Annotated in this window: 26 protein-coding genes; 11 read left to right on the plus strand and 15 right to left on the minus strand. The window is 60.2% G+C overall.

Going from position 1 to position 24,629, the window contains the following annotated elements:
* Positions 1 to 88 precede the first annotated feature (88 nt).
* The 6 genes from aroQ to ABRP30_RS16495 are packed head-to-tail and all read right to left on the minus strand — an operon-like array spanning position 89 to position 4,369.
* Positions 89 to 526, minus strand: coding sequence for a type II 3-dehydroquinate dehydratase (aroQ, locus tag ABRP30_RS16470; RefSeq protein ID WP_241805262.1), 438 nt, complete (start codon positions 524 to 526; stop codon positions 89 to 91).
* Positions 527 to 530: 4 nt separating this feature from the next.
* Positions 531 to 1,349 (minus strand): shikimate dehydrogenase, encoded by an 819-nt coding sequence (gene aroE, locus ABRP30_RS16475; protein WP_267816791.1) that lies wholly within the window; start codon positions 1,347 to 1,349, stop codon positions 531 to 533.
* Positions 1,346 to 2,578, minus strand: a complete 1,233-nt coding sequence (locus ABRP30_RS16480; RefSeq protein WP_241805264.1) for a CaiB/BaiF CoA-transferase family protein — start codon at positions 2,576 to 2,578, stop codon at positions 1,346 to 1,348. The genes aroE and ABRP30_RS16480 overlap by 4 nt, the downstream gene beginning before the upstream one ends.
* On the minus strand, positions 2,575 to 3,030 hold the full coding sequence (locus ABRP30_RS16485) for a MaoC family dehydratase (protein WP_241805265.1): 456 nt from the start codon (positions 3,028 to 3,030) through the stop codon (positions 2,575 to 2,577). Before ABRP30_RS16485 ends, ABRP30_RS16480 begins: the two co-directional genes overlap by 4 nt.
* Complete coding sequence (locus ABRP30_RS16490) at positions 3,027 to 3,425, minus strand: VOC family protein (RefSeq protein WP_267816794.1); 399 nt, start codon at positions 3,423 to 3,425, stop codon at positions 3,027 to 3,029. Before ABRP30_RS16490 ends, ABRP30_RS16485 begins: the two co-directional genes overlap by 4 nt.
* Positions 3,422 to 4,369: a ketopantoate reductase family protein gene (locus ABRP30_RS16495; protein ID WP_267816796.1), complete on the minus strand. Its 948-nt coding sequence runs from the start codon at positions 4,367 to 4,369 to the stop codon at positions 3,422 to 3,424. The genes ABRP30_RS16490 and ABRP30_RS16495 overlap by 4 nt, the downstream gene beginning before the upstream one ends.
* 93 nt (positions 4,370 to 4,462) lie before the next feature.
* On the opposite strand from ABRP30_RS16495, the gene ABRP30_RS16500 reads away from it, so the two are divergent.
* The 9 genes from ABRP30_RS16500 (at position 4,463) to ABRP30_RS16540 (ending at position 13,101) form a co-directional block, all read left to right on the plus strand.
* Positions 4,463 to 5,377, plus strand: a complete 915-nt coding sequence (locus ABRP30_RS16500) for a LysR family transcriptional regulator (RefSeq protein WP_349974871.1) — start codon at positions 4,463 to 4,465, stop codon at positions 5,375 to 5,377.
* Positions 5,378 to 5,835: 458 nt separating this feature from the next.
* A complete protein-coding gene (locus tag ABRP30_RS16505; RefSeq protein ID WP_267816798.1) occupies positions 5,836 to 6,825 on the plus strand; it encodes an aldo/keto reductase in 990 nt (329 codons plus the stop codon).
* The gene (locus tag ABRP30_RS16510) at positions 6,822 to 7,412 is read left to right on the plus strand and encodes a flavodoxin (protein WP_349974872.1); all 591 of its coding nucleotides are present in this window, start codon (positions 6,822 to 6,824) and stop codon (positions 7,410 to 7,412) included. The genes ABRP30_RS16505 and ABRP30_RS16510 overlap by 4 nt, the downstream gene beginning before the upstream one ends.
* A 24-nt stretch (positions 7,413 to 7,436) precedes the next feature.
* The gene (locus ABRP30_RS16515) at positions 7,437 to 8,429 is read left to right on the plus strand and encodes an aldo/keto reductase (protein WP_349974873.1); all 993 of its coding nucleotides are present in this window, start codon (positions 7,437 to 7,439) and stop codon (positions 8,427 to 8,429) included.
* Between the two features lie 59 nt (positions 8,430 to 8,488).
* On the plus strand, positions 8,489 to 8,956 hold the full coding sequence (locus ABRP30_RS16520; protein ID WP_267816804.1) for a cupin domain-containing protein: 468 nt from the start codon (positions 8,489 to 8,491) through the stop codon (positions 8,954 to 8,956).
* 229 nt (positions 8,957 to 9,185) lie between these two features.
* The gene (locus ABRP30_RS16525; RefSeq protein ID WP_349974874.1) at positions 9,186 to 9,959 is read left to right on the plus strand and encodes a carboxymuconolactone decarboxylase family protein; all 774 of its coding nucleotides are present in this window, start codon (positions 9,186 to 9,188) and stop codon (positions 9,957 to 9,959) included.
* Positions 9,960 to 10,080: 121 nt separating this feature from the next.
* Positions 10,081 to 11,025 carry an alpha/beta fold hydrolase gene (locus ABRP30_RS16530; RefSeq protein ID WP_267824003.1) on the plus strand — a complete coding sequence of 315 codons (945 nt, stop codon included), beginning with the start codon at positions 10,081 to 10,083 and terminating at the stop codon, positions 11,023 to 11,025.
* A gap of 49 nt (positions 11,026 to 11,074) precedes the next feature.
* Positions 11,075 to 12,127, plus strand: coding sequence for an alpha/beta hydrolase (locus ABRP30_RS16535; protein WP_267816808.1), 1,053 nt, complete (start codon positions 11,075 to 11,077; stop codon positions 12,125 to 12,127).
* 80 nt (positions 12,128 to 12,207) lie between these two features.
* A complete protein-coding gene (locus ABRP30_RS16540; RefSeq protein WP_267816810.1) occupies positions 12,208 to 13,101 on the plus strand; it encodes a LysR family transcriptional regulator in 894 nt (297 codons plus the stop codon).
* Between the two features lie 259 nt (positions 13,102 to 13,360).
* Here the strand turns inward: ABRP30_RS16540 and ABRP30_RS16545 are convergent, their stop codons facing one another.
* The 4 genes from ABRP30_RS16545 to ABRP30_RS16560 are packed head-to-tail and all read right to left on the minus strand — an operon-like array spanning position 13,361 to position 17,593.
* On the minus strand, positions 13,361 to 14,476 hold the full coding sequence (locus ABRP30_RS16545) for an agmatine deiminase family protein (protein WP_349974875.1): 1,116 nt from the start codon (positions 14,474 to 14,476) through the stop codon (positions 13,361 to 13,363).
* Positions 14,477 to 14,523: 47 nt separating this feature from the next.
* Positions 14,524 to 15,627 (minus strand): extracellular solute-binding protein, encoded by a 1,104-nt coding sequence (locus tag ABRP30_RS16550; RefSeq protein WP_349974876.1) that lies wholly within the window; start codon positions 15,625 to 15,627, stop codon positions 14,524 to 14,526.
* 1 nt (position 15,628) lies between these two features.
* A complete protein-coding gene (gene aguB, locus ABRP30_RS16555; protein WP_349974877.1) occupies positions 15,629 to 16,537 on the minus strand; it encodes an N-carbamoylputrescine amidase in 909 nt (302 codons plus the stop codon).
* A 3-nt stretch (positions 16,538 to 16,540) separates the two neighbouring features.
* A complete protein-coding gene (locus ABRP30_RS16560; RefSeq protein ID WP_267816818.1) occupies positions 16,541 to 17,593 on the minus strand; it encodes an agmatine/peptidylarginine deiminase in 1,053 nt (350 codons plus the stop codon).
* 135 nt (positions 17,594 to 17,728) lie between these two features.
* On the opposite strand from ABRP30_RS16560, the gene ABRP30_RS16565 reads away from it, so the two are divergent.
* Entirely contained in the window at positions 17,729 to 18,592 is an 864-nt protein-coding gene (locus ABRP30_RS16565) for a LysR substrate-binding domain-containing protein (RefSeq protein ID WP_349974878.1), read from the plus strand.
* 67 nt (positions 18,593 to 18,659) lie between these two features.
* On the opposite strand, the gene ABRP30_RS16570 is transcribed toward ABRP30_RS16565, so the two are convergent.
* The 5 genes from ABRP30_RS16570 to ABRP30_RS16590 all read right to left on the minus strand — a co-directional run bounded on the left by ABRP30_RS16570 (position 18,660) and on the right by ABRP30_RS16590 (position 24,209).
* A complete protein-coding gene (locus tag ABRP30_RS16570) occupies positions 18,660 to 18,872 on the minus strand; it encodes a hypothetical protein (protein WP_267816822.1) in 213 nt (70 codons plus the stop codon).
* A gap of 574 nt (positions 18,873 to 19,446) precedes the next feature.
* Positions 19,447 to 19,809: a response regulator gene (locus ABRP30_RS16575; protein ID WP_349974879.1), complete on the minus strand. Its 363-nt coding sequence runs from the start codon at positions 19,807 to 19,809 to the stop codon at positions 19,447 to 19,449.
* Between the two features lie 23 nt (positions 19,810 to 19,832).
* The gene (locus ABRP30_RS16580; protein ID WP_267824005.1) at positions 19,833 to 21,275 is read right to left on the minus strand and encodes an ATPase domain-containing protein; all 1,443 of its coding nucleotides are present in this window, start codon (positions 21,273 to 21,275) and stop codon (positions 19,833 to 19,835) included.
* 362 nt (positions 21,276 to 21,637) lie between these two features.
* Positions 21,638 to 23,074 (minus strand): IS1182 family transposase, encoded by a 1,437-nt coding sequence (locus tag ABRP30_RS16585; RefSeq protein ID WP_267816637.1) that lies wholly within the window; start codon positions 23,072 to 23,074, stop codon positions 21,638 to 21,640.
* 142 nt (positions 23,075 to 23,216) lie between these two features.
* On the minus strand, positions 23,217 to 24,209 hold the full coding sequence (locus tag ABRP30_RS16590; protein WP_267816826.1) for a hypothetical protein: 993 nt from the start codon (positions 24,207 to 24,209) through the stop codon (positions 23,217 to 23,219).
* Between the two features lie 91 nt (positions 24,210 to 24,300).
* Between ABRP30_RS16590 and ABRP30_RS16595 the strand changes: the two genes are divergently transcribed.
* Positions 24,301 to 24,585: a hypothetical protein gene (locus ABRP30_RS16595; RefSeq protein ID WP_267816828.1), complete on the plus strand. Its 285-nt coding sequence runs from the start codon at positions 24,301 to 24,303 to the stop codon at positions 24,583 to 24,585.
* Positions 24,586 to 24,629 lie beyond the last annotated feature (44 nt).

Raw genomic sequence — 24,629 nt, forward strand, 5'->3', positions numbered from 1 at the left:
CAACTCTAAAGAATGTCGCCAGCCTTGAGGCAGGCGGTGTACCTGTGGGAGCCGCGCTTGCCGGCGATGGGCTGCGAAGCGGCCCTGCTCAGAGCATGTTGATTGCCGCACGCAACGCCAGCAGGTAGGTTTCGACACCAAACCCGCAGATCTGCCCTCGCACCACCTCGGCAAACACCGAGTGATGGCGGAACGGCTCCCTGGCATGGATGTTAGACATGTGCACTTCAACCACCGGCACTTCGATAATGGCCAGTGCATCACGAATGCCGTAGCTGTAGTGGGTCCAGGCGCCGGCATTGATCAGCACCGCATCCACCCGGTCCTCATAGGCCTGATGGATGCGTTCGCACATCGCGCCTTCGAAGTTACTCTGGAAGCTCTCGACCTGCGCGCCCAGCTCCTCGCCCAAGGCCTGCAACGCCTGGTCGATGTCTGCCAGGGTCGCCGTGCCGTACTGGCGCGGGTCGCGCTTGCCGAACATGTTGTGGTTGATGCCATGCAGCATCAGTACTTTGGCGACCATCGACCTACTCCAGGGGAATCGTCAGCTGATCGATCACCGCACGTGTGTCGGGCCGCACCCCGCGCCACCAGGCGAACGCCTCGGCGGCCTGCTCCACCAACATGCCGACGCCATCGGCCAGGCGCGCCTGGCCCTGCTCGCGCGCCAGGCGCAGGAACGGCGTGAGGCCTTTGCCATAGGCCAGCCCATAGGCCAGGCGCGCTTCGCCCAGCACATCCGCCGGCAGTGGCGGCAAATCGGCGGTCAGGCTCGCCGAGGTGGCGTTGACCACAATGTCGAACGATTGCCCTTCCAGCTCCTCGTAGCGGCTGATGCGCAGACGCGGGTGATCGAGTTCGTTACGCAGCGTCAGCGCCTTGGCCATGTCACGGTTCGCGATCACCAGCTCACATGGCCCCGCCTGCAGGAACGGCAGCAACGCCCCGCGCACCGCACCGCCGGCGCCCAGCAGCAGCACACGGCGGTTGCGCAGCGGCTCGCCAAGGTTCTCCTCGATGTCGCGCAGCAAACCGATGCCATCGAAGTTCTCGGCAATGATGCAGCCGTCCTCGAACTTCAGCGCATTGGCCGCCCGTGCCAGTTGCGCCCGCTCACTGCGCCGGCTGGCCAGTTCGAAGGCACGCAGCTTGAACGGGGCGGTGATGTTCATGCCCTTCCCGCCTTCACTACGAAACTGCAGCACCTGAGCTTCGAAGTCATCCAGCGAGCCTTCGATAGCCCCGTATTCCATCTGCTGGTTGCTGACCTGGGCGAACAGGCCATGAATCAACGGGGATTTGGTGTGGTTGATCGGCCGGCCGATCACTGCGTAGCGGTCGCTCATCGTGCATCTCCGTGGGTAAACAGCACACCATCCGCCTGCAGGACGGCGATTTCTTCAGGGCTGAAGCCAAGCCCGGCAGCCACTTCGGCGTTGTGTTGGCCAAGGTCCGGGGCGACTTGGTGGATCGTGGTATCGCAGTCGGAAAAGCGGAACGGCAGGTTGGGCAGGCGCAGCGTGCCGTAGCGTGGATGCTGCTGCTCGATGACCATGTTGCGTGCCTGGATCTGCGGGTCGGCCAGCACTTCGTCGATGCGCTGGACCTTGGCACTGGGGATGTCGATGGCATCGAGCAACGCCAGAATCTCAGCCACCCGACGCGCGCCGACCCAGTCGCGGACCACCGCCAGGATCGCCTCGCGGTGGGCATTGCGGCCGTTGAGGCTGTGGTAGCGCTGGTCGCTGCCGAACCCGGGCGGGCCGCCGTTGGCTTCGAGCATGGCCGCGAAGCGCCGCCAGGCATCGTCGACCTGGGCGGCGATCACCAGGTCGCCGTCGGCGGCGCGGAACACGCCGTAAAGGGTCGAGGTGGGCATGTCGTGGCCCGTCTGCTGGGGCAATACCGTGCCACCGGACAGCGTGTAGCACTGCACCGCGTATTCGTGCATCGACACCAGGGTGTCGTACAGGGCCATGTCGATGTGCTGGCCACGGCCACTGTTCACGCGGCCGAGCAGCGCGGCATTGATCGCCGCCACCGCGTGGATGCCGGTGTACATGTCGCCCAGGGAAATACGCAGCAGCGGCGGCGCCTCACCCGGCACGCCAACCATCTGCATGATCCCGCTCTTGGCCTCGGCGATCAGGCCGAAGCCGGCGCGGTGGGCGTCCGGCCCGGTGTGCCCGTAGGCGGAAATCGAGCAGTACACCAGACCCGGGTTGCGCGCCGACAGCTCGGCGTAACCCAGGCCCAGCTTGTCCAGAGCGCCGGGGCGGTAGTTTTCGATGAACACATCGGCCGAATCGGTCAGGCGTTGCATGAAGGCTTTGCCACGCGGGTCCTTCATATTGACGCTGACGCCCTGCTTGCCCATGTTCAGTTGCAGGAAGTAGCCGCTCTGCTGGTCATCCAGGGTAAACGCATGCTGGCGGCCGGCATCGCCGCTGCCCGGCCGTTCGACCTTGATCACCTCGGCACCCAGCGCCGCCAGGCAGCGCCCCACATAAGGACCGGCGAGGAAGTGGCTGTAGTCGATGACGCGGATACCCGCCAATGGCAATGCCTGGCTCATGCGTCTGCCCTCCTCGGCACCATCAGGCGGTGCTCGCCGCGCTGCACGACTTCGCCATTCTGGTTGATCAGTTCCGACGGCAGGACCACGATGCCCCAGCCCGGGCGGCTTTTGCTGGGACGCATCGCCCCCACGCGCATGCGTACATGCAGCACATCGTTGACCTTGATCGGCAGCACGAAATCCCAGGTCCAGCCCAGCGACATGCCCGGCACGAAGCGGTACTCGCATTGGGTCTTCAGGCCGTCGGCGATCGACAACCCGAACAAGCCGTGGGCGACCAGGCAGCCGAAATGGCTGGCATTGGCGTATGCCTCATCGACATGGACCGGGGTGTGGTCGCCGGTAAGGTCGGCGTAGGCCAGGATGCGCTCGCGAGTTACCGTGTAGGTGGGGCTGAGGCATTCATCGCCTTCGCGGGCATCGTCCCAGAATTTCTCCACTACGCTCATGCCGATACCTCCGCACGCGGGTCGATGGCCAGTGCCTGGGCGACGCATCTGGCCGGCGAGGCCTGGATGAACTCAACCGCCAAACCGTCGGGCAGGCGTAGCCAGTTGCGGCCCTGAGGCATTTCGCTGACACCGAAGCGCTGGGCTGTGGCCAGGGTGGCTTCCAGGTCCTCGCACATGATGCCCAAGTGCGCCATGCGACCCTCCGGCCCGGCGAAGTCAGGCTGGTGAATGAACTGCAGGCCGCCCAGCGTCCAGTACTGCGTCGGCTGCTCGACGTCGCCCTGCACTTCCCGCATGGTCATACCGCACACTTCGTTGAAGAAACGGATATGCCACTGAATGTCCCGCACCCAGAAGGCAACGTGTTCGAGATAGGCTTTCGGCTGGCTCATGGAGTGTCCCTTTTCTGGTGATCGGCCATCGCGCGTTCGATGCCCTTGATACAGGCCACCAAGGTCGCGTTGACGGGGGTGGCAACGCCATGGCGCTGGCCCCAGCGCACGACGGAGCCGTTGATGAAATCGATTTCGGTGATCGAGCCCTTTTCCAGGCTTTGCAGCATCGAGGTACGAAAGCTGGCCGGCAGGCCCTCGGCAGCCAGCGTCCATGCCGCTTCGGGGCTGGTCAGGCTCAGGCGAATGCCCGCCCGTTCGGCAACGGTGATGGCCTCGGCCACGGCAGCCTTTGCCGTGCTTTCCAGCAGCGGCTCGCTGTACAGCTGCCCATAGCTGAGCATGGTGATGCCGCTCAACGCGCCCGTCGCGACGTTGACCAGCAGCTTGTCCCACATGGTGCCGAGGATGTTGTCACTGACCGTGGTGGCCAGCCCGGCGTTGTTGAAAGCTTCGGCGATGGCCTGCACGCGCGGCGTCAGCTGGCCGTCGAGCTCGCCAATGAAGGTTTGTTTACCGACGACACCGGCGCTGATCGAACCCGGGGCGAGCAGCACGCCGCCGACATAGGTCTTGCCAGCAAGCACCCGCTCGCGGCCCACCGCCTCGGCCAGGATGTCCTCGTGGCCAAGGCCGTTCTGCAGCGACAGCACCAGCGTCTGCGGCCCGATCAGCGCGGCGGCACCGGCGATGGCCTCGGCGGTGTGAAACGACTTCACCAACACCACCACCAGGTCGGTCACGCCGACGTCCTCGGCTTCGATGGCCGCGTTGACCGGTACATAGCGCTCGCCCCGCTCGTCCTGCACCCGCAGGCCCTGCTGGTTCATCGCCTCGACGTGCGCGCGGCCGCGGTTCAACAGCCAGGTTTCATGCCCTGCCTCGCTCAGGGCCGCACCGATGGCGCAACCCAGTGCACCGGCACCCAGAATGCAGATTTTCACGTCGCAGACCTCCTGTGATTTGCGATCACCTTATGCAGCGGGGATTATTTGCGCTATACAATGACCTCAATAAGCCTATTGAGATTGTTAATAATGACGACCCTGGAGGCCCTGCCCGAGCCCAAGCTGCTGCAACTGTTCGACGTGCTGTACCACTGCCGCAGCGTGACCCGCGCCGCCGAGCAGTTGGGGCAGAGCCAGCCGACCATCAGCATCTGGCTGGCGCGCCTGCGCGAACAATTGAACGACCCACTGTTCGTGCGCACGCCGGGCGGCATGGCCCCGACCCCGCGCGCCGACCAGCTGATAGGCCCGTGCCGCGAGGTGCTGGAATCGCTACGGCGGCTGACCGCCTGGGAGCCGCAGTTCATCGCCGCCACCGCGCAGCGGCGATTTCGCCTGTGTGTCAGCGATGCCAGCCACATCACCTTGCTGCCCAGCATCCTCAACCATTTGCGCAAGCATGCGCCGGGCATACGCCTGGAGGCGGCGCGGATCGATGGCAATACCGAGAGTGCCCTGGAATCGGGCGAAGCGGACCTGGCCATCGGCTTCGTGCCCTGGCTGGGAGGGGGGATGTATCAGCAGGTGCTGTTCGAGCAGGACTGGGTGTGCCTGAGCAACCCGCAACATCGGCGCCTGGGCAAGGGCATGAGCCTGGAGCGGTATCGGGCCGAGGGGCATGTGCAGATCAGTTTCGGCACCGGGCAGAAGCTGCTGGAAGCGGGATTGGCGCGGGCCGGGATCGAACGGCGAATCATGCTGGAGCTGCCGGCGTTTCTCGGCTTAGGGATGATAATCGGGACTACCGATCTACTCGCCACCTTGCCGCGGCATATCGGCCGGACACTGGCCGACATGCATGGGCTGCAGGTCCATGACTGCCCGTTCGAAGTTGAGGGGTTCACAGTCAAACAGCATTGGCATGCCCGATATCATCAGGACAGTGGAAACCGGTGGTTGAGGGAAGTCGTTCGCGGATTGTTTCAGTCCGCAAGCCAGGCATGACGTTGTTTCGACTTAGCGCGCGCATGTGCTTCAGGCCGTGCCCTTAGCAGGCAGCGATTCAAAGCGCTGTGGGCAGACCCGGACTCATCGCCGGCAAGCCGGCACAAAATGAACTGCCCCAAGGGTTGGCTTGGCGTCCAATGTCTTGCGGACAGTCCAGGAATATCAACAGCCTTCAGACATGCGGTGTACCTACGCGAGCCGCGTTTGCCGGCGATGGACTGCGAAGCGGCCCCGGTCGCACATGTCTGATTTGGGTCGGGAGCGGTAGCTCGATTATTGAGTACCAAACGCTGTCGTTGAGCCCTGTTTCTGAGCCCATGAGGACACAGTCGCCATCTCCCGTGGGCTGGGACTGATGAGCAAACCTCATGAAGCCTTGCCGATCTAACCGTCTAGTCCCCACTCGTTAGCTCACTTACTGTTCTCCCAACGCCAAATGTCGGGAGATCCAAAAAATGCACAAGCGCACGCTCGGAAACAGTTCACTCGAAGTATCAGCCCTGGGCTTCGGTTGCATGGGCTTGAGCCATGGCTACGGCCCGGCGACTGATACACAACAAGCCATTGCGTTGATCCGATCGGCGGTTGACCGAGGCGTCACGCTTTTTGATACCGCCGAGGTTTACGGCCCTTACCTGAACGAACAAGTGGTGGGCGAAGCCCTGGCACCGGTGCGCGATCAAGTGGTCATCTCCACCAAGTTCGGTTTCACCTTTGGCGACGACAATAAACAGCAGATTCTCAACAGCCGCCCCGAGCACATCCGAGTCGCCGTCGAGGGTTCGTTGCGTCGACTGCAGACCGATTACATCGATCTGCTCTACCAGCACCGCGTCGATCCGGCCGTGCCGATCGAGGAAGTCGCCGGGGTGGTTAAGGACTTGATTAGCGAGGGCAAGGTCAAGCACTTCGGCCTGTCGGAGGCCGGCGCTCAGACCATTCGCCGAGCGCACGCGGTGCAGCCGGTCACAGCACTGCAAAGCGAATACTCGCTGTGGTGGCGCGAGCCCGAGCAGGAAATCCTGCCGACGCTTTGGGAGTTAGGCATCGGCCTCGTGCCATTCAGCCCATTGGGCAAAGGTTTTCTCACCGGCACGGTGTCGGCGGAGGCCACTTATGGCAGCGACGATTTCCGCAGCATCGTCCCGCGTTTCAGCCAGTCGGCGCTGCAAGCCAATCAGGGCCTGGTGGTGCTGATTCGTCAGATCGCCGCACAGAAACAAGCCACTCCCGCACAGATCGCGCTGGCCTGGCTGCTTGCGCAGACGCCGTGGATCGTGCCGATTCCGGGGACGACCAAACTGCATCGACTGGAAGAAAACCTCGGCGCCGCGGACATCACGCTGGACCCCGTCGAACTGAAGGCCATTGATACAGCGTTGGCGCAGATCCGCATCGAAGGCGAGCGTTATCCCGAGGCCCTCAAAGCGCGAGTCGGCCGATGAGCACCCATCACGATCCGCTGCGGCGCACGGTGATCGCCGCGCTGGCCAGCGCCCCGCTGCTGTCGCTTGCAGGCACCCAAGGTGCCAGTGAAACACAGCGCTCAGGCTCGCGGATTCTGGTCGCGTATTTCTCGCGCTCGGGCAATACCCGCGTGGTCGCAGGGCTAATCCAGCGTGGACTGGGTGCCGACCTCTTCGAGATCCGCCCGGCCAACGCGTACCCCGAGGACTATCTGCAAACCGTTGAGCAGGCGCGACAGGAGCGTGACAGCGGCTTCGAACCCGAGCTGCAAAACAAGATTCACGCCCTTAGCGACTACGACACGATCTATCTCGGCTTTCCGATCTGGGGTGAAACCGCCCCACCCATCGTGCGCGCCTTTCTCAGCGCCCACGACCTGACCGGCAAGACCCTGATTCCCTTCAACACCCACGGCGGTTATGGCTTGGGTAACAGCCGCAGCGTGCTGGTCGAGCACGCACCGAAAGCTAAGGTTCTCAAAGGTTTTGTGATGGAGAGTGAGCAGGAGCGCAAGACCATGGAACGCGTGAATGGCTGGCTGAGCGATCACCCCCTCACGCGTTGATCGAATTCAGTAAGGAGTGACACCATGAATATCCGCACGTTGGGCAATGGCCTGAAAGTGTCTGCACTGGGCCTGGGCTGCATGAGCATGACCTCGGCCTATGGGCCGGCTGCCGACAAAGCCAGCATGATCAAGCTGATTCGATCGGCTCACGAGCAAGGCATCACCCTGTTTGACACCGCTGAAGCATATGGCCCGTTCGCCAATGAAGCACTGCTGGGCGAGGCCTTGCAGCCGATTCGCGAGCAGGTCGTCATCGCCACCAAGTTCGGCTTCGATATCGACCTGATCACCGGCGCACGCGGCGGTGGTACCAACAGCCACCCGGAACATATACGCGCTGTTGCCGAGTCATCGTTGATGCGTCTGCGCACCGATTGCATCGACCTGTTCTATCAGCACCGCGTCGATCCGCAGGTACCGATCGAAGATGTCGCCGGCACCGTCAAGGATCTGATCGCCGAGGGCAAGGTCAAGCATTTCGGCCTGTCTGAGGCAGGTGTGGAAACCATCCGCCGGGCGCACGCGGTGCAAGCGGTCACGGCGGTACAGAGTGAGTACTCGCTTTTCTGGCGCGGCCCGGAATTGGAGCTGCTGGCGGTGCTGGAAGAACTGGGAATCGGTTTCGTACCGTTCAGCCCGCTTGGCGCGGGTTTCCTCACCGGTCAGATCGATGAGCACACACAGTTCGACGCCAGCGATTTCCGCAACGTTGTACCACGCTTTTCCCCTGAAGCCCGCAAGGCCAATCTGGCGCTGGTCGATGTGGTGAAAGCCGTCGCGCATCGCAAAAACGCCACACCGGCGCAAGTCGCACTGGCCTGGTTGCTCGCACAGAAACCGTGGATTGTGCCGATCCCGGGCACGACCAAAACCCATCGACTGGAAGAGAACATTGGCGCCGTTGAACTGCAATTGACCGGTGACGATCTGCGCGAGATCAACGAACAGATGGCACAGATTCAAGTGCACGGTGAACGCCTGCCGGAATCGGCACTGAAGATGACCGGACTCTGAGCCTGCCCAATGCGGCGCGCTTTGCGCCGCCACTTTCACATCTGACCGGAGTTGACCCGATGAACCGATTGATCGCACCACTCGTTGCTTTGTCATTCATGGCCACAGAATCTCAGGCCGCCAGCGAAATACGCGTCACACCTAACGGCTCGCAGCCCTCGGTCAAGGGCGCGACTCAAAATTTCACCGGCTCGGTGCGCGTTGATGGCCTGTTCAGCGGTGATGCGCCGGCGCGTATCGGCGGCGGCACGGTGACCTTCGAGCCCGGCGCACGCACGGCTTGGCACAGCCACCCGCTGGGGCAAACGTTGATCGTCACCGCAGGTGTGGGCTACGTGCAGCAGGAGGGCGGCCCCCGCCAGGAAATACGGCCGGGCGACACTGTCTGGATTCCGCCACACATCCGACACTGGCATGGGGCCACGGCCAGCAACGGTATGACCCACATCGCCATCGCCGAAGCCGAAGACGGCAAGACCGTCACCTGGGCGGAACAGGTCTCGGAGGCGCAATACGCCGGCCAATGAAGTTACGGAATGTGTCAAAGGTGCTCGCCCGGCACCTTTGTCGCAAACCGTCACCCGCCCTACAGGCCCCGTATCAGCGGAGTCGCGCCGCAATTGCGGCGGTTGTGGCCATTTCTACTCATGAGTTCTGCTCAGAAGTCCTTGCGCAATTTCGGGGTTAATCGACCTAACCATCCTCCGTACGATCCAGCGACACCGCGGTGCCCCGCAATGGCTGGAGCCTTTCAAGATGACCACTGATGCACGCAGCAACCCTACCCTCCCCGCACTCATGGCGTTTTGTCTGGGCATCGGGGCGATGTTCAGCGTTACCACTCAAGCAGCCGAGGCATCGAAGACAATGGCCAGCACGCCCGCCAGCGCAGCCACCTTGTCGCGCCAACAACAAACGATCCCTCTGATCGCCGCGTTCATGGCGACCAGCGACATGCCCAACCTCAACACCGCCCTCAATCAAGGGCTCGATGCCGGCCTGACCATCAGCGAAATCCGGGAAATTCTCGTGCAGCTGTACGCCTATGTGGGCTTCCCACGCAGCCTCAACGCCTTGAACGAGCTGATGACGGTGGTGCAAACACGCAAACAGCGCGGTATCGAAGACGCGCCGGGGCGTGAGCCGAGCCGGGCGATTCCGATGGGGGATGAGCTGCTGGCCGCCGGCACAGCGAATCAAACCAGGATCTCCGGCGCTCCGGTCAAAGGCCCGGTGTTCGAGTTCGCTCCGGTGATCAACCGGTTCCTGCAAACCCACCTGTTCGGCGACATCTTCGAGCGCGACAACCTCGACTGGCAAAGTCGCGAACTGGCGACTGTCGGCGCGCTGGCGGCAACGCCAGGAGTCGAGCAGCAATTGCGCTCGCACATGGCGGCGAGCCTGCGCGTCGGCCTGAGCACGGCACAGTTGCAAGAGGTCGCGGAACTGCTGAAAAAACACGCTGATGCACAGACGGCTGAACGTGCCAACACCGCGTTGACACAAGCCCTCGCGGCTTCGGGGAAGTGACATGAAAACTGCAAAGTCCCTGCTGAGCATCACACTGTTGAGCCTGTTGGCGGCCTGCGCGAACCACCCCGATGGCTCGTTGCTGATTCAACAACAAGGCAGCTTCGCCGCCGGCGGCTCAGTGACCACTGCACCGGGCACCTTCAACCCACGCCAACCAATGATGCCAAACGGCCAGACATACCACGGTGACCACGTCTACGCCTTCTATCAAATCCCGGTGGATGCGCGAAAACTACCCATCGTCATGTGGCACGGTGCGGGTCAGTTTTCCAAGACCTGGGAAACCACCGCCGATGGTCGCGAAGGCTTTCAGAACATCTTCCTGCGCCGCCATTACGGCGTCTACCTGATGGACCAGCCCCGGCGTGGCGATGCCGGGCGCAGCATGGTCGAGACCACAATCAAGCCCGTGCCTGACGAACAACTGTGGTTCAACCAGTTCCGCATCGGGCTGTGGCCCAACTACTTCAACGGCGTGCAAGTTGCTCAGGATGACCAGACCCGCGAGCAGTTTTTCCGGGCGATGACGCCGAACACCGGGCCGTTCGACATGGGCGTGGTCTCTGATGGCGTGTCAGCGCTGTTCGATAAAATCGGCCCAGGGATTTTGTTTACGCACTCGCAAGGTGGCGGGCCTGGCTGGCTGACAGCGATCAAGAACGACAAGGTCAAAGCCATCGTGGCGTTCGAACCGGGCAGCAGCTTCGTGTTCGCTGATGGTGAAGTGCCTGCGCCTATTCCCAGTGCGTTCGACACGGTGCAAGGCGCGGCAGTGCCGATGGAGCAATTCATGGCCCTGACACGCATTCCGATTCTGATCCTGTACGGCGACAACATCCCGGAACAGGCGGTCGACCTGCCCGCCCAGGACAGTTGGCGGGCACGCCTGAAAATGGCCCGGCTCTGGCGTGACGCGGTCAATCGCCACGGCGGTGATGTGCGGCTGATCCACTTGCCGGAGATCGGCATTCACGGCAATACCCACTTCCCCATGTCGGATCTGAACAATGTGCAGATCGCTGACCTGGTCGCGCAATTCCTCAAAGAAAAGCAGCTGGACTGACCCAGATACTTTTGCAACTGCCACCCTTATGCTTGCTCAGGAGCTTCACGTGAAAAACACTCTCAAAGCCACGTTCATGTCGGCATTGGTCGGCCTATCGGCGGGCGAAGCCTTGGCCGCCGATTACAAAAAGAACCCGTTCACCCTCGCCTACGAAGGCGCGATCAGCAAGAACGAACCGGGCAAGGTCAACATCCACCCGGTCAGCTACACGCTCAACGGGCTGGATATCGCTGCCAACGTCTACACTCCGGCCAACTATGACGCGAAGAAGACCTACCCGACCGTGGTCGTTGCACACCCCAATGGCGGCGTGAAAGAACAGGTCGCCGGCCTGTACGCGCAACGCCTGGCCGAACAGGGCTACATCACCATCACGGCCGACGCGGCGTATCAGGGTGCCAGCGGTGGTCAACCGCGCAGCATCGATAAACCGGCGTATCGCATCGAAGACATTCACGGCATGGCCGACTTCATCAGCCAGTTCGCTGGCGTCGATGCCAAGCGTCTGGGCCTGCTTGGCATCTGTGGTGGTGGTGGTTATTCGCTGGCGGCAGCGCAGACCGACAAACGCTTCAAATCACTGGCAACCGTGAGCATGTTCAACTCGGGCCGGGTACGTCGCAACGGCTACAATGACTCGCAGATGGACAGCATTCAGCAACGCCTGCAACAGTCATCAGCAGCCCGCGCGCAAGAGGCCGCCGGCGGCGCGGTGCTGTATTCGGGGGATGCCAACCTCACCGACGAGCAGATTGCCAAACTGCCCTTCGCGCTCTATCGCCAAGGTTATGAATATTACTGGAAGACCCACGCGCACCCGAACTCGACCTTCAAATACACCACCAGCAGCCTGCTCGACTTGATGCGTTTCGACGCCACTGACCATATCGAACTGATCAACCAACCGTTGCTGATGATCGCTGGCAGCAAAGCCGACAGCCTGTACATGACACAGGACGCCTTCCCCAAAGCCACCGGCACCACCGACAAGGAAGTATTTATTCTCGACGGCGCGACGCACATCGAAACCTATTGGGTGCCGCGTTATGTCGATGCCGCAATTGGCAAACTAAGCGCATTTTACGCCCGCACCCTGTAATCAAGCTCTTGGGGTCGCGCATTCGCGTGCAACCTGCTTTTATGGATTAATTCCGCGCCCCTTATGAGAGGTTCTCATCAATGTCCCGCGCCAATCTCAACGACCTGCAAGCCTTCGTGGTCATCACCCGCGAAGGCAGTTTCACCCGCGCGGCCGCTCAGCTTGGCGTCTCGCAGTCGGCGCTGAGCCACACCATGCGCGCGCTGGAAAGCCGATTGGGCGTGCGCCTGCTGACACGTACCACCCGTAGCGTTTCGCCGACCGAGGCCGGTCAGCGGCTGTATCAGGCGATGGCGCCGCGGTTCGATGAGATCGAGCTCGAACTGGCTGCGGTCAGCGAGTTCCGTGACACCCCGGCAGGCAATGTGCGGATTCAAGCATCCGAACATGCCGCCAACAATATTCTGTGGCCCAAGCTTTTAAAGGTGCTTCCCGACTATCCGGACATCAAAGTCGAAATCACCGTCGACTACGCCCTCTCCGACATCGTCGCGCAACGCTATGACGCCGGTGTACGCTTGGGAGATCAGGTGGCCAAGGACATGATCGCCGTTCCTATCGGGCCACCATTGCGGATCGCGGTCGTGGGCTCACCCGAGTACTTCAAACAGCGGCCGGTGCCGAAGGAGCCTGGAGATCTGGCGGTGCAAAATTGTATCAATCTGCGCCTACCCACCCATGGCAGCCTGATGCAATGGGATTTTGAAAAGGATGGTCACGAACTGAAGGCCCGTGTAGAAGGCCAATGGACGTTCAACAGCAGCATGCCGATCCTGCGTGCGGCCGTGGCGGGATGCGGCTTGGGTTTCCTGCCGGAGGACATGGTGGCGAAGGAGCTCGCTGACGGTACCCTTGTGCGGGTGTTGGAAGATTGGTGCCAACCCTTTGCCGGATACCATCTCTACTACCCCAATCGCCGAGAACACTCATCAGCGTTTGGCGTTGTAGTTGACGCGTTACTCTACAAGCGCTGAGCCAACGACCTCCTTTGTATGACACTTAGTCGATCGTTACCCTCCGCTCATGTCTCTGTGAGTAAATCTTCGGCGTCTCAATACTCAATAGAAACAGTGATGAGTCGTTCCTATCGCGTCAATGGGGATGTCAGTCGCTCTCCAACCGAAGCGACAGTCAGGCAGCCCGAAGCACAAGCCAATGCTGCAAACATCGCTTCCTGCGCACCAATGCAGTTTTGGGCTTGCGCGTTTACGGTCGGCAAAGCGGTGGCCCTATCTAGGCGGGCTGATGACTGGTCACACAGTGAATGCCACCACCACCGGCGGCGATGGCGTCGATGTTGATCTGCACCACGTCTCGGCTCGGGTAGAGTTTTTTCAGCAGGTCGAAGGCCTTATTATCCGCCTCCTTGTCGCCGAACTCCGGGGCGAGCACCGCGCCGTTGATCACGAAGTAGTTGATGTAGCCGGCCGCAAAGTCGTCGTTGTCCTTGCTGAATTTGGTTTTGCGCGGTTTCAGAGGTGGCGAAACGGTTTGGATCTGCAATGGCCGACCATCGGCGTCGGTGGCCTTTTTCAGGATGTCCAGGTGCGCCATGGTGACCTTGCTGTCGTAGGAGCGCGGGTCGGTGTCGAGGTTGGCGATCACCACGCCGGGTGAGACAAAGCGCGCGTAGAAATCGACGTGGGCATCGGTGATGTCCTTGCCCTTGATGCCCGGCAGCCAGATGATTTTGCGCAGACCGAGGCACGCCTTGAGTTCCGCCTCCACGTCACCCTTGCTCCAGCCGGGGTTGCGGTTTTCGTTGATCCAGCAGCTCTCAGTCATGATCGCGGTGCCGTGGCCGTCGACTTCGATGCCGCCGCCCTCGCCCACCAGCCCGCTGCGCTGATAGGTCGCCTGCGCATCGGCCGCCACACGTTTGGCGATCTTCGCGTCCTTCGAGTGCCGCTGCTTGTTGCCCCAGCCGTTAAAGTTGAAGTCCACGGCGCCCAGGCCATTGTCGTTGATGACAAAGTTGGCGCTGATGTCACGCATCCAGATGTCGTCGAGATTGGCGATCTGGTAGGTGATGTTGGAGGTGCCGCACATCTCTTCAGCTAGGCCGCGTTCGCCACTGCGGCAGTAGAGGGTCAGCGGTTCGTAGCGGGCAATAGCGCGGGCGATCCGGCCGAGGGCTTCCTGGACGTCTTCGGTGAAGTCTTCCCAGATCGCATCCTGCGCGCCAAAGGCCATGTACGCGCGTGCGTGTTCATTGCCCTCGTCGGGCATGAACCAGCGCTGTTCGCTGGCCGCCACTACGCGCGCCGGAGACAGGCCGAGGCCCATGACGGCAGCGCCTACACCGGCAGCGACAGAAACCTGTTTGATGAACTCGCGACGGGTTGGCATGGGTAACTTCCTGATAGGTAGGGGAATGCCGAAGCAGCCCGGCAAAATCACTTTGCAGTGGCGGTCTTGAACTTGGTCCAGGTGCGCATGCGGGCGCGCATGTCGGCCTGGGGAATATCCTTGCCCGGTATCAGGCGAGCATAGGTCGCTTCGTCCAGGTAGATGTCCGGGTTGTTGCGCATCGCCTCATCCACGTTTGGCCGGGCCTTGGCATTGGAGGTCGGATAACCGGTGAAATTGCTGATCGCGGCCATGTTTTCCGGGCGCATCACGAAGTTGATGAAGGCGTAGGCGTATTCCGGATGTTTGGCATCCACGGGAATGGCCATGGTGTCCATCCACACCGTGGTGCCCTCGCGCGGCACGCGGTACTGGAAGCGGGTCTGCTTGCCGGCGCTGTCCGAAGTGCGCTGGGCCTGAGTCATGTCGCCGCTGTAGCCAAGGGACAGGCACAGGTTGCCGTTGACTAGGTCGGTGACCGGTTGCGACTGGAACTTGCGAATGTACGGCCGCAGCTTCATCAGCAGATCACTGGCCGCTGCCAGATCCGCAGGCTTGGCGCTGCGCGGGTCGCGGCCCAGATAATTGAGCACCACGGCGAGCACTTCGTCCGGCGAGTCGATCATCGAAATCCCGCAATCGGCGAACCTGGCGACCAGCTCCGGTTTGAACAGCATGTCCAGGCTGTTGGCCGGGGCGTCGGCCATGCGCTGCTCGATCTGCTCGGCGTTGTAGGTCAGGCCGATGGTACCCCAGGTGTACGGCACCGTGGCCTTGTTCGACCGCTCGTAATGGCTGCGCAGTTTTTGCAGGCCTGGTTCGATGTCGTTCATCGCCGTGATCTTCGAAGCATTCAGCGGCAACAGGCTGCCGGCGCGCATCAGGCGTTCGGCCACAGTGTCGCCGGGAAAGATCAGGTCGTAGCCGCTACCGCCGGAAAGCATCTTGGCTTCCAAGGTTTCGCTGCCGTCCATGACGTCGTAGATCACCTTGATCCCGGTTTCGGCGGTGAATTGGGTCAGGGTATCTTCGGCAAAATAATCCGCCCAGTTGTACAACCGCAGGGTTTTGTCTTCAGCGTGTACGGCAGGCATCATACCGGCCAGCGCCAGGCCCAAAGCGCCCAGCAACCACTTGTGTGAAGTCGGCATATCAGACTCCTTGAGGATTCCAACGAGCATTAAGGTGACGACCGTCCTGGCTCAGCAAGGCGCCGTACATTTCCGGGCGGCGGTCGCGGTAGATGCCCCAACTCAAGCGATCTTCACGCATGGCCGCCAGATCCAGGCTTTGCAACAAAACACCGGTGCTGGTGCGGTCGGCTTCGGCGAGCATTTTTCCCTTGTGGTTGCAGATGAACGATGAGCCGTAGAAATTCATTTGCAGCGTTGCATCGGTGCCCGCCACTTCACGGCCGACCCGGTTGGACGCAATCACCGGCAGCAGATTGGCAGCGGCGTGGCCGCGCATGGTCATCTGCCAGTGGTCCCGCGAGTCCAGATCCGCGCAGCCCGGTTCAGAACCGATAGCCGTGGGGAACAGCAGCACTTCAGCGCCCATCAAGGCCAGACAGCGGGCGGTTTCCGGGAACCACTGATCCCAGCAGATGCCCACCCCCAGGCGACCGAACGCGGTGCCCCATACTCTGAAACCGGTATCGCCGGGACTGAAATATTCCTTCTCCTGATAGCCGATGGCGTTGGGGATGTGGGTCTTGCGGTACACGCCCAACAGGCGCCCGTCGGCATCCGCCACACTCAGGGAGTTGAAGTAAGCATTGCCAGCCTTCTCGTACCAGCTCAGCGGCAACACGACACCCAGTTCACGGGCCAGCGTGGCGAAACGCGACAGCACCTGACTGTTGCCGTACTCCTCGGCCAGCGCCATGTGTTGATGGCGCTGCTCGATGCAGAAATACGGCGTGGCGAACAGCTCCTGCAACAGGATCACCTGCGCGCCCTGCCCAGCCGCTTCACGCACCAACTGCTCGGCTCTGTCGAGGTTGCTCTTCAGATCCCAGGTGCATGGCATCTGGGTGGTGGCGACTTTAAGTGACGTCATCTATCAACCCTCCACCGGCAAAGCTGGCTGTTGCTGAGTGATGCAGTGCACACCGCCACCACCATGAGCCAAGTGATTGATTTGCACTGGCACCACTTCACGTCCCGGGAACGCCTTGGCCAGCGTTTCTGCCGCGACATGATCGGCTTCGATACCGTACGCCGGCATGATGATCGCGCCATTGGCGATGTAGAAGTTGGTGTACGAAGCGCAAAACACCTCGGCTTCGCTGTCTATCGCATCGGTGGCTTCGTACAGCTCGATCATCTCGAACTTGCGGCCCTGAGCGTCGCTGGCCAGCTCCAGTGCGCGGCGGTTTTCCCTTACGACTTCGGCGTACACCGAGGTGCGATCGTGCGTCGCATCCACCAGCAACACACCGGGACGAGCGAAGGCGCAGATGCCATCGACGTGGCCGTCGGTCATGTCGCCCGTGACGTAATCCGGATCGCCCGGCAGCCAGATGGTTTTCTTCACACCGAGCAAGCGGCTGAAGATCTCTTCCATCTCGGACTTGCTCACGCCGGGGTTGCGGTTGGGGTTGAGCAGCACCGATTCGGTGGTAATCAGCGTGCCCTCGCCGTCCACGTGGATCGCGCCACCCTCATTGCTCAGCGCCGTGCCGAAGCACTCGCTGCCCAAGTGATTGAGCACGCGACGGGCCAGGCTTTCGTCCAGATCATGGGCCGACTTGCCGCCCCAGGCGTTGAAACGCCAGCTCACCCCGGCCAGACCTTGCTCCGGGTGAATGACGAAGCTCGGGCCGGAGTCGCGGCACCAGCTGTCGTTGACCGCCAGCGTGATCATGTCAATGTTCGGCCCGCACAGGGCGTTGGCACTGGCGAGGGCCGACGGATCGACAACCATTTTCACCGGTTCGAAACGGGCGATGGCATTGGCGACGCGGGCGAAGTCCTCCTGAACCTGCGCCAGCGTCACGCGCCAACCCGACTCCCACTGCGCCTGGTTGTGCGGCCAGACCATCCACGTAGCGGCGTGCGTGACCCACTCGGCGGGCATCATCCAAGCGTTGTTGTTATTCTCGTTGCGCGGCATGGCAAGCACCTCTCGATTAAGCCATTGTGTTCAATGACAACTGCCGTGATTTGGCGTGAGATGGATGCTACCCACGTGAAACCGCGCCAACAAACGATGGATTTTGCGCACAACTGATTAGAGGAACTTATCAATATGCTGAAGCACTGGCCTCCGCTCAGTTGGCTGCGCGGCTTTGAAGCGGCTGCTCGCCTTAGCAGCTTTCATAAGGCGGCCGATGAGCTGCACCTCACCCAGTCGGCGATCAGCCAGCAGATCCGCAGCCTCGAGGCGTACCTTGAACAGCCTCTGTTCTTTCGCAGCGGGCGCAGGGTGACACTGACAGACGCCGGCCACGATCTGCTCAGCACCACCCAGGCGATGCTCCAGCAACTGGCAGTCGGCATCCGTCGCCTCGGGCAATATCAGAAGCCCAACCAGCTGGTGCTCAACACCACGCCGGCGTTTGCCCGGCACTGGCTGCTGCCGCGTCTGGCGGATTTCCGGCAACAGCACCCGCATGTCGATCTGTGGATTTTCAGCACCGACGAGGTGCCGGACATGGTCAGCCAAACAATTGACCTCGCCGTGCGCGACGACATCAGCTCGCAAGCCGAATGCAGCTTTAAGGTGCTGCATACTGACCGACTCTACCCGGCCTGCCACCCGAGCGTATTGGCGCAGCCCGCCGTACAACGCACGACGCTGCACGGCGAACGGGAGATGGACTGGAGCCATTGGGCGGTGGAAGCCGGGATCGATGTCGGTCAGCAGGATCAGGGGCTGAACTTCTCCGATCCGGGCCTGTTGCTGGACGCTGCGTGCGCCGGCTTGGGGATTGCGTTGGTCAGCCAGTTGCTCAGCCGTCAGGCGCGGGACAGCGGTCTGTTGCAGCCGCTGGTAGAGCAAACCATTCGCGGCCCGAACTGGGCCTTACTGACTCACCGTGACAGTGAAAGCAATGCTCAACAGCTCATCGATTGGTTGACAAGCAACCTGGAAGCTGACAATCCAGCCTGATCGAAGACGATCACTCACAAATGGCGGCTGGTGGCCGAAAGCTCCATCTGAGGGAAGACAAGGATGGTCAGCTCGACCCCAAGGCGCTAACCGCCCCAAAGCAGACATTTGTAAACGGGGCTGCTTCGCTGCCCATCGCCGGCAAGCGCGGCGCCCACAGGTGAACCTGGATGTCGGCCGGATAGTGCATAGGGCCGAAGTCGAAGGGCTGGTTCGCGTGGCCTTGCCACCAGTGCCCCTCCCCATATTGGCGATCCACGATCATGATCAGTGAGCGCATTTCGATCCCCAGTACCTTGACCGGGCGCTCCTCTGACCTCCTGCGCCAGTTTCAGACGACGCACAGGCATGCCCATGATGTGACCTGGCGTGCGGTCGAAATCAGCCTGATCCAGGCGCTGCATGCCATAGGGCACGGGATCGCCGGACAGGTCGTTGAAAGGCTCCAGATCTGGCAGATGGACTCGCGTACCAGGCGCAAGCAGCAAGTCACCAAGCACTTCCTCCCACAGAGATATGACCAGTCTCCGGGCCTGCGCAGTACCTGTGGGAGCCGGGCTTGCCGGCGATGGGCCGCGAAGCGGCCCCGGCCTTCCGATGTCCGCCATGGGCCGAAATAAGTTATTGCTGACTGAGTGCTTTCGACCCAACTGCCGTTCGCGACAGGCAGCTAACGGCCATAAGCGGACACTCGGCCGCGACCGCTACGGCCAGAAACAGTCATTGGACGACATTAAAAAACGTGGCAACTCTATGGCTTCTGTTTATTTAAGGGGAAAAAGCCCGCATAGGTGGGCTCTCGCAGTGAAGGAGAACCTAAGATTAATGGTGGTGATCATCAGCACGGCACAGGTCTATTCGAGAGAAAGTAGCTTTCGAACTTCGGCTAGAACCGCGTCCATCCTGAATGGCTTTGGCAATACCGCGTCAAACAGATCCGATCTCTGCATGCCTATGTGCGCCTGAGCGCCGCTCATCAAAATAATTGGCAAATCCTTACAGGAAGGAAGGGCGCGGACGGCGGTGGCGAACTCTTGGCCATCCATGACCGGCATCATAAAGTCGGTAATGATCAAATCTGGACGTTCTCTATCAAGTACTTCGAGCCCTTTTTGGCCATTACTGGCCGTCACCACCATGAAGCCTTCATCCTCCAGCGCAAAACTGAGAATGTCAGCGATCAGATACTCGTCGTCGACGACCAGGATGGTGGTCATGTTAATTCAACCCGCACAAAAGCTTAAGATTTTGAACCAGGCGATGACTCAGTGGGTACTGATGGTTCATGTCTTGAAGCCTTTTTCAGGAAAACGTCTTGGTCACGGATGACGACCTCGAATTGCGAAGGGTCGTAAGAGTTGTCTCGTACTTTAAGAATGGAAAGCGTCCTGCTTAATTCAGAGTGATTCTCAGCGAATCGCATCAGCATCAGGTTGTCGACGATGCTGGACAGGTCAGAGTTTGGTGCGCTGACCTCGGAGCCAAATAAATCGCGCATCTCCCAGGATGCGAATACCGTAACCCCCCTGGATCGAAGCTCGTTCATCAGAGCACTGAAGAAATCATTTATCCGCGCCGGATTTGTCGTAACTCGTGTCATGCCGCTCAGACTATCGATGAATACGCGGTTGATGCCCTTTTCTTCGACAAGACTCAGCAGTCGTGTGCCCAGCCCGTCCAGAAGACCTTCAGTAGTAGGCTGCCAGGCAATGCTCAACGCGCCGCTGTCTTCCATGCCTTTGATATCAATACCCAATGACAGGCCTTTGAGTCGCAACCTCTGTGGACTTTCGTAAAAGCCAAAATGCAGGCCCGGAGACTCTGCGGTCGACTCAGCCAGAAATTTGAGGCCCAGTGTTGTTTTGCCGATCCCGGAGGGGCCTATTACCAGCGACACGCTGGAACTGTGCAGGCCTCCGCCTAAGATGTCGTCCAGTGACTTAATGCCGCTGGGGATTCGCGTCATGCCAGCGCTATCGGGAGACGACGGGTGGCTGTAGAGACTTTCGAGTCGCGGGTAAACAACCAAGCCATTTTCGGTAATTTCACACTCATGAAGACCGGTCATTGCGCCACTGCCCCGAGTCTTTCGCAGCTGAATACGACGCACTGAGCGAGTACCGTATAGCTCTTCGCCCATCTCAATTACGCCATCAACCATGGTGTGCTCAGGACTGCCATCGTCAAGTCGCGAGCTGGTGAGAAATAGCACCGTGCAACCAGCAAAAGCTGCATGCCCTTGCAGCTCCGAGATGAACTTCTTAGTGTCGATGGGGGAGTCAGCTTTCGAACGTGCATTGAGCAAACCATCCACGACCATAACAGTGGCTTTCTGGCGGCTAATTTCACGCCGAAGCAGTTTCACTACCTCATCCAGCCCCTCGTTTTCCAAGGTGTCAAAGGCACTGACAAACTGGATTTCGGCACCGACTTTTGACGAGTCGAAAAAGCTAAGGGTAGAAAGAAACTGGAATAGACGATCATGTGACTCAGCCAGCAGCGTGGCGACGAGAACCCGACCGCCATTGTTCGCATGATGAAACCCAAGCTGGTTGGCGAGGATTGTTTTTCCAGACCCCGGACGCCCTTGGATTATGTATGAGGCGCCTGCGACCAGACCTCCCTTGAGCAGAGCGTCGAGCCCTTCGATTCCACTTTGGAGGCGTTTTAGCTTTTCCACAATGCGACCCTGATCTGAAAAACAGGCTGTTTAAGCCGAGAGGATAGAATGCTACCGCCATTCTTGTTTCTTAGCCATTCAGAGCGAGCTGAAAGCTGGAGCGACGGTACCGTGTTGCGGACAAGAGAGCTGCCTACGAGAATCCGCTTTTGGCCGACAGCCGCCCCTTCGCGGATGGCCGATTTGGGTCCAGGCTGTGTGAAAACTCGCGGAATGCGTTGAAGGTCGTGGCTATCTAGGGGCGCTTGCAAAACTGGCAGGAAATTGCCTGGATTAGCTCAGTTGGCCTCGCAAGGGTGCATCTGGCCGGTATGAGTCCTTCGTGGAGACTTTGGGGCCCCTAACTGGCGGCTCAGTAGGCCATTTCACCTTTTGAGCGCTTCGAGCAGCCCCCTGATGCCCAAGATGCTCATCATTCGCTTGAGGTTGTAAGCGAGCACATGGAGGCTCATTTCAGTACTGACCCTTGGCAGGGTCCTGGTCAGGAAGTGGGTCGCCCCCATCCAGTACTTGAGCGTTCCAAATGGATGCTCAACGGTTTGGCGGCGCACCTTCATTTTCCCCGGATCGTGCTCCAGTTGAACCTGCATCGAGTCGAGGGTCGCTTCATGTTCCCAGCGTTTCAACCGGCGCTCTTTGCCCGTCGTACATTGCTTGTGCATCGCGCAGGACTGGCAGCCCGAGAACCAATAAACATGCATCAGCATCCCGTCTTCCCAAGTTGAGTAACGCTTGGTCAGTAATTGCTCCGCAGGGCATCGATACTCATCCGATGCCGAGACGTATAGGAAATCCTGCTTGCCAAATCGACCTTCGGCTTTGCTGCTAGAGGTCAGTGGTTTCGGTACGAAGGGCGAGATTCCAGCTTGCTCACATGCAACGATTTCCGTGCCTGTGTAGTAGCCCCGGTCGGCAACGACATTCAGCGATTCAGTACCGATTTGGTCACGCGCTTGCTTCGCCATGTTGCTCAACTGGCCGCGATCATGACCGACATTCGTCACCTCATGTGCAACGATCAGATGGTGCTGATCGTCAACGGCCGTCTGCACGTTATAGCCAACGGTGCCACTGCCCCGACCACCAACTGACATGGAGCGAGCATCGGGATCTGTGAGAGAAATTTGTTTGTCTGGGGTTTGAAGTAGCTGCGTTTCAATGTCTTTGAGCTTCTGCATCTGCTGTTTCAGCGTTTCGATCTTCTCTTTCAGTCGCTCGGCCTTGGCCACAGCCACCTCCGGCATTGCCCGGTCCGCCGAATCCATCGCTGTCAGATAGCGCTCAATGCTCTGCTCGACTTGCTGCATACGGGCCTTCACCTTGGCCTGGGTGAAGTTACGGTCGCGATTGTTCACGGCTTTGAACTTGCTGCCGTCGATGGCAATGATTGAGTCAGAGAACAGGTTGAGGTTGCGACAGAGGATCACGAACTGACGGCAGACACTGCGAATGGCTTTACCGTTGTCCTTGCGAAAGTCGGCGATGGTTTTGAAATCTGGAGCCAGACGCCCCGTAAGCCACATCAACTCGACATTGCGTTCAGCTTCACGCTCGAGCCGGCGGCTGGACTGAATGCGGTTTAGGTAGCCGTAGATGTAGATCTTCAGCAGGACCGCTGGATGGTAGGCCGGGCGACCTGTTGCTGCCGGATCGACGCCTGCGAAACCGAGCGCGCTCAGGTCGAGTTCATCAACAAAGACATCGACCACTCGCACTGGGTTTTCATTGGTGATGTAGTCATCCAGGCACTCTGGCAGCAATGTGACCTGCGTCCGAGCTTCACCTTCGATGAACCGCTTCATGATTGTCCCCGCCACGATCACGACGGTCAGAAGGTTAGACAACTGCGGGCGTTTTCACACAGCCTGGGTCGGTAGCGGTCATCCACGACCGGAAGCTTGCGACCCATTGCGGACACTGCGGCCCGCCTGAGCTCATTGACCCTCAGCGCACTATGATTTCGTCAGGAAAATAAACACCCATGGAGCGGTTGGTACGTACTGCCAGCACCTCCCCGGCCATACTCTGCACCACCGTCTGCCCGCCCTCTATGGGCGCACCAGTACGTCGATCCTGGGCTTGTGCGTCCGGTGGCAGACTGAACAGCATCTGGCCTCGATCACGGCTGACCTGGATGTCGGCCGGATAGTGAATAGGGCCGAAGTCGAAGGGCTGGTTCGCGTGGCCTTGCCACCAGCGCCCCTCCCCATATGGGCGATCCACGATCATGATCAGTGAGCGCATTTCGATCCCCAGTACCTTGACCGGGCGCTCCTCTGACCTGGCCAGCCAACCAGTAGTGTCGGGGGATACGCTTACCGGCCCAGGCCAAACGATGCCGCCCAGCTCGGTACCTGGCGCCAGCGTGCATCGACTCATCTTCCATTCGGCAAACTTGAAATGAGCACCGAACGGAAAATCAAACTCGATCTCCCCAGGCTCACATTTCCATCCTGCCAGGTCATGGGCCGACAGGGTCTCGACCGTCGCGAAACCATGGCCCAGCGCCAGTTTCAGACGACGCACGGGCATGCCCATGATGTGACCTGGCGTGCGGTCGAAATCAGCATGATCCAGGCTCTGCATGCCATAGGGCACGGGATCGCCAGACAGGTCGTTGAAAGGCTCCAGGTTTCCCAGATGGACCCGCGTCCCGGCTGGAAGCACCAGATCACCGAGCACTTCATCGTGTTCGAGGCGAGGATTGTGCGCACGCCAATCCTGCCAGAGCCTGTAGCTGGACTCGATGTAAGGCACACTCCCGACTGCCAGCAACATCAGCAACAAGCCGAACCTCCAGCGCCGCGCCACCATACAACGACGGCTTCGCGGAATCAGCAAGGCGATCAGGCCGGCGATGAAAAGCCAGAGAAAAACTTCGGAAAAGAGGTAGATCATGTAGCCGAGCAACATGAGCGGCATATCGACGGGAATCATGGACGTCCTTGTGAACCCTTACATGAACGCCGCAGAATGTACCCATTGGCAGTGATGCCACAAGCCCGGACATAGAAGGACATCCCACGCAATGACGCCCGACGAGGCTTTGAAATTCACCCGCACGGTGGCTGGCCTTTCGATCACAACAGTGATCCTTGGCCCGATCCTGGCGCTTTACGTACTTCAGTCGCCAACCACTTCCCCCGTCAAGATCTCGGGCATTCTTGCATTTGCGATCCTGGCGCTCACCAACCTGATTTCAATGATCTTCAACGCGGTTTACTGGTTTATACGGCGGGAGCCCAAATGGCTCTCGGTCACGCTCTTGGTTCAAGCCGGTGTCGCAGTTGCCACGTTAACTCCATTCTTATAACCCGTTCATTGCTTCGGCTGAGCAGCCTCAACAATGCTCACGAG

This window comes from Pseudomonas sp. WHRI 8519 (genome assembly GCF_040224055.2).
GTDB lineage: Bacteria > Pseudomonadota > Gammaproteobacteria > Pseudomonadales > Pseudomonadaceae > Aquipseudomonas > Aquipseudomonas putida_X.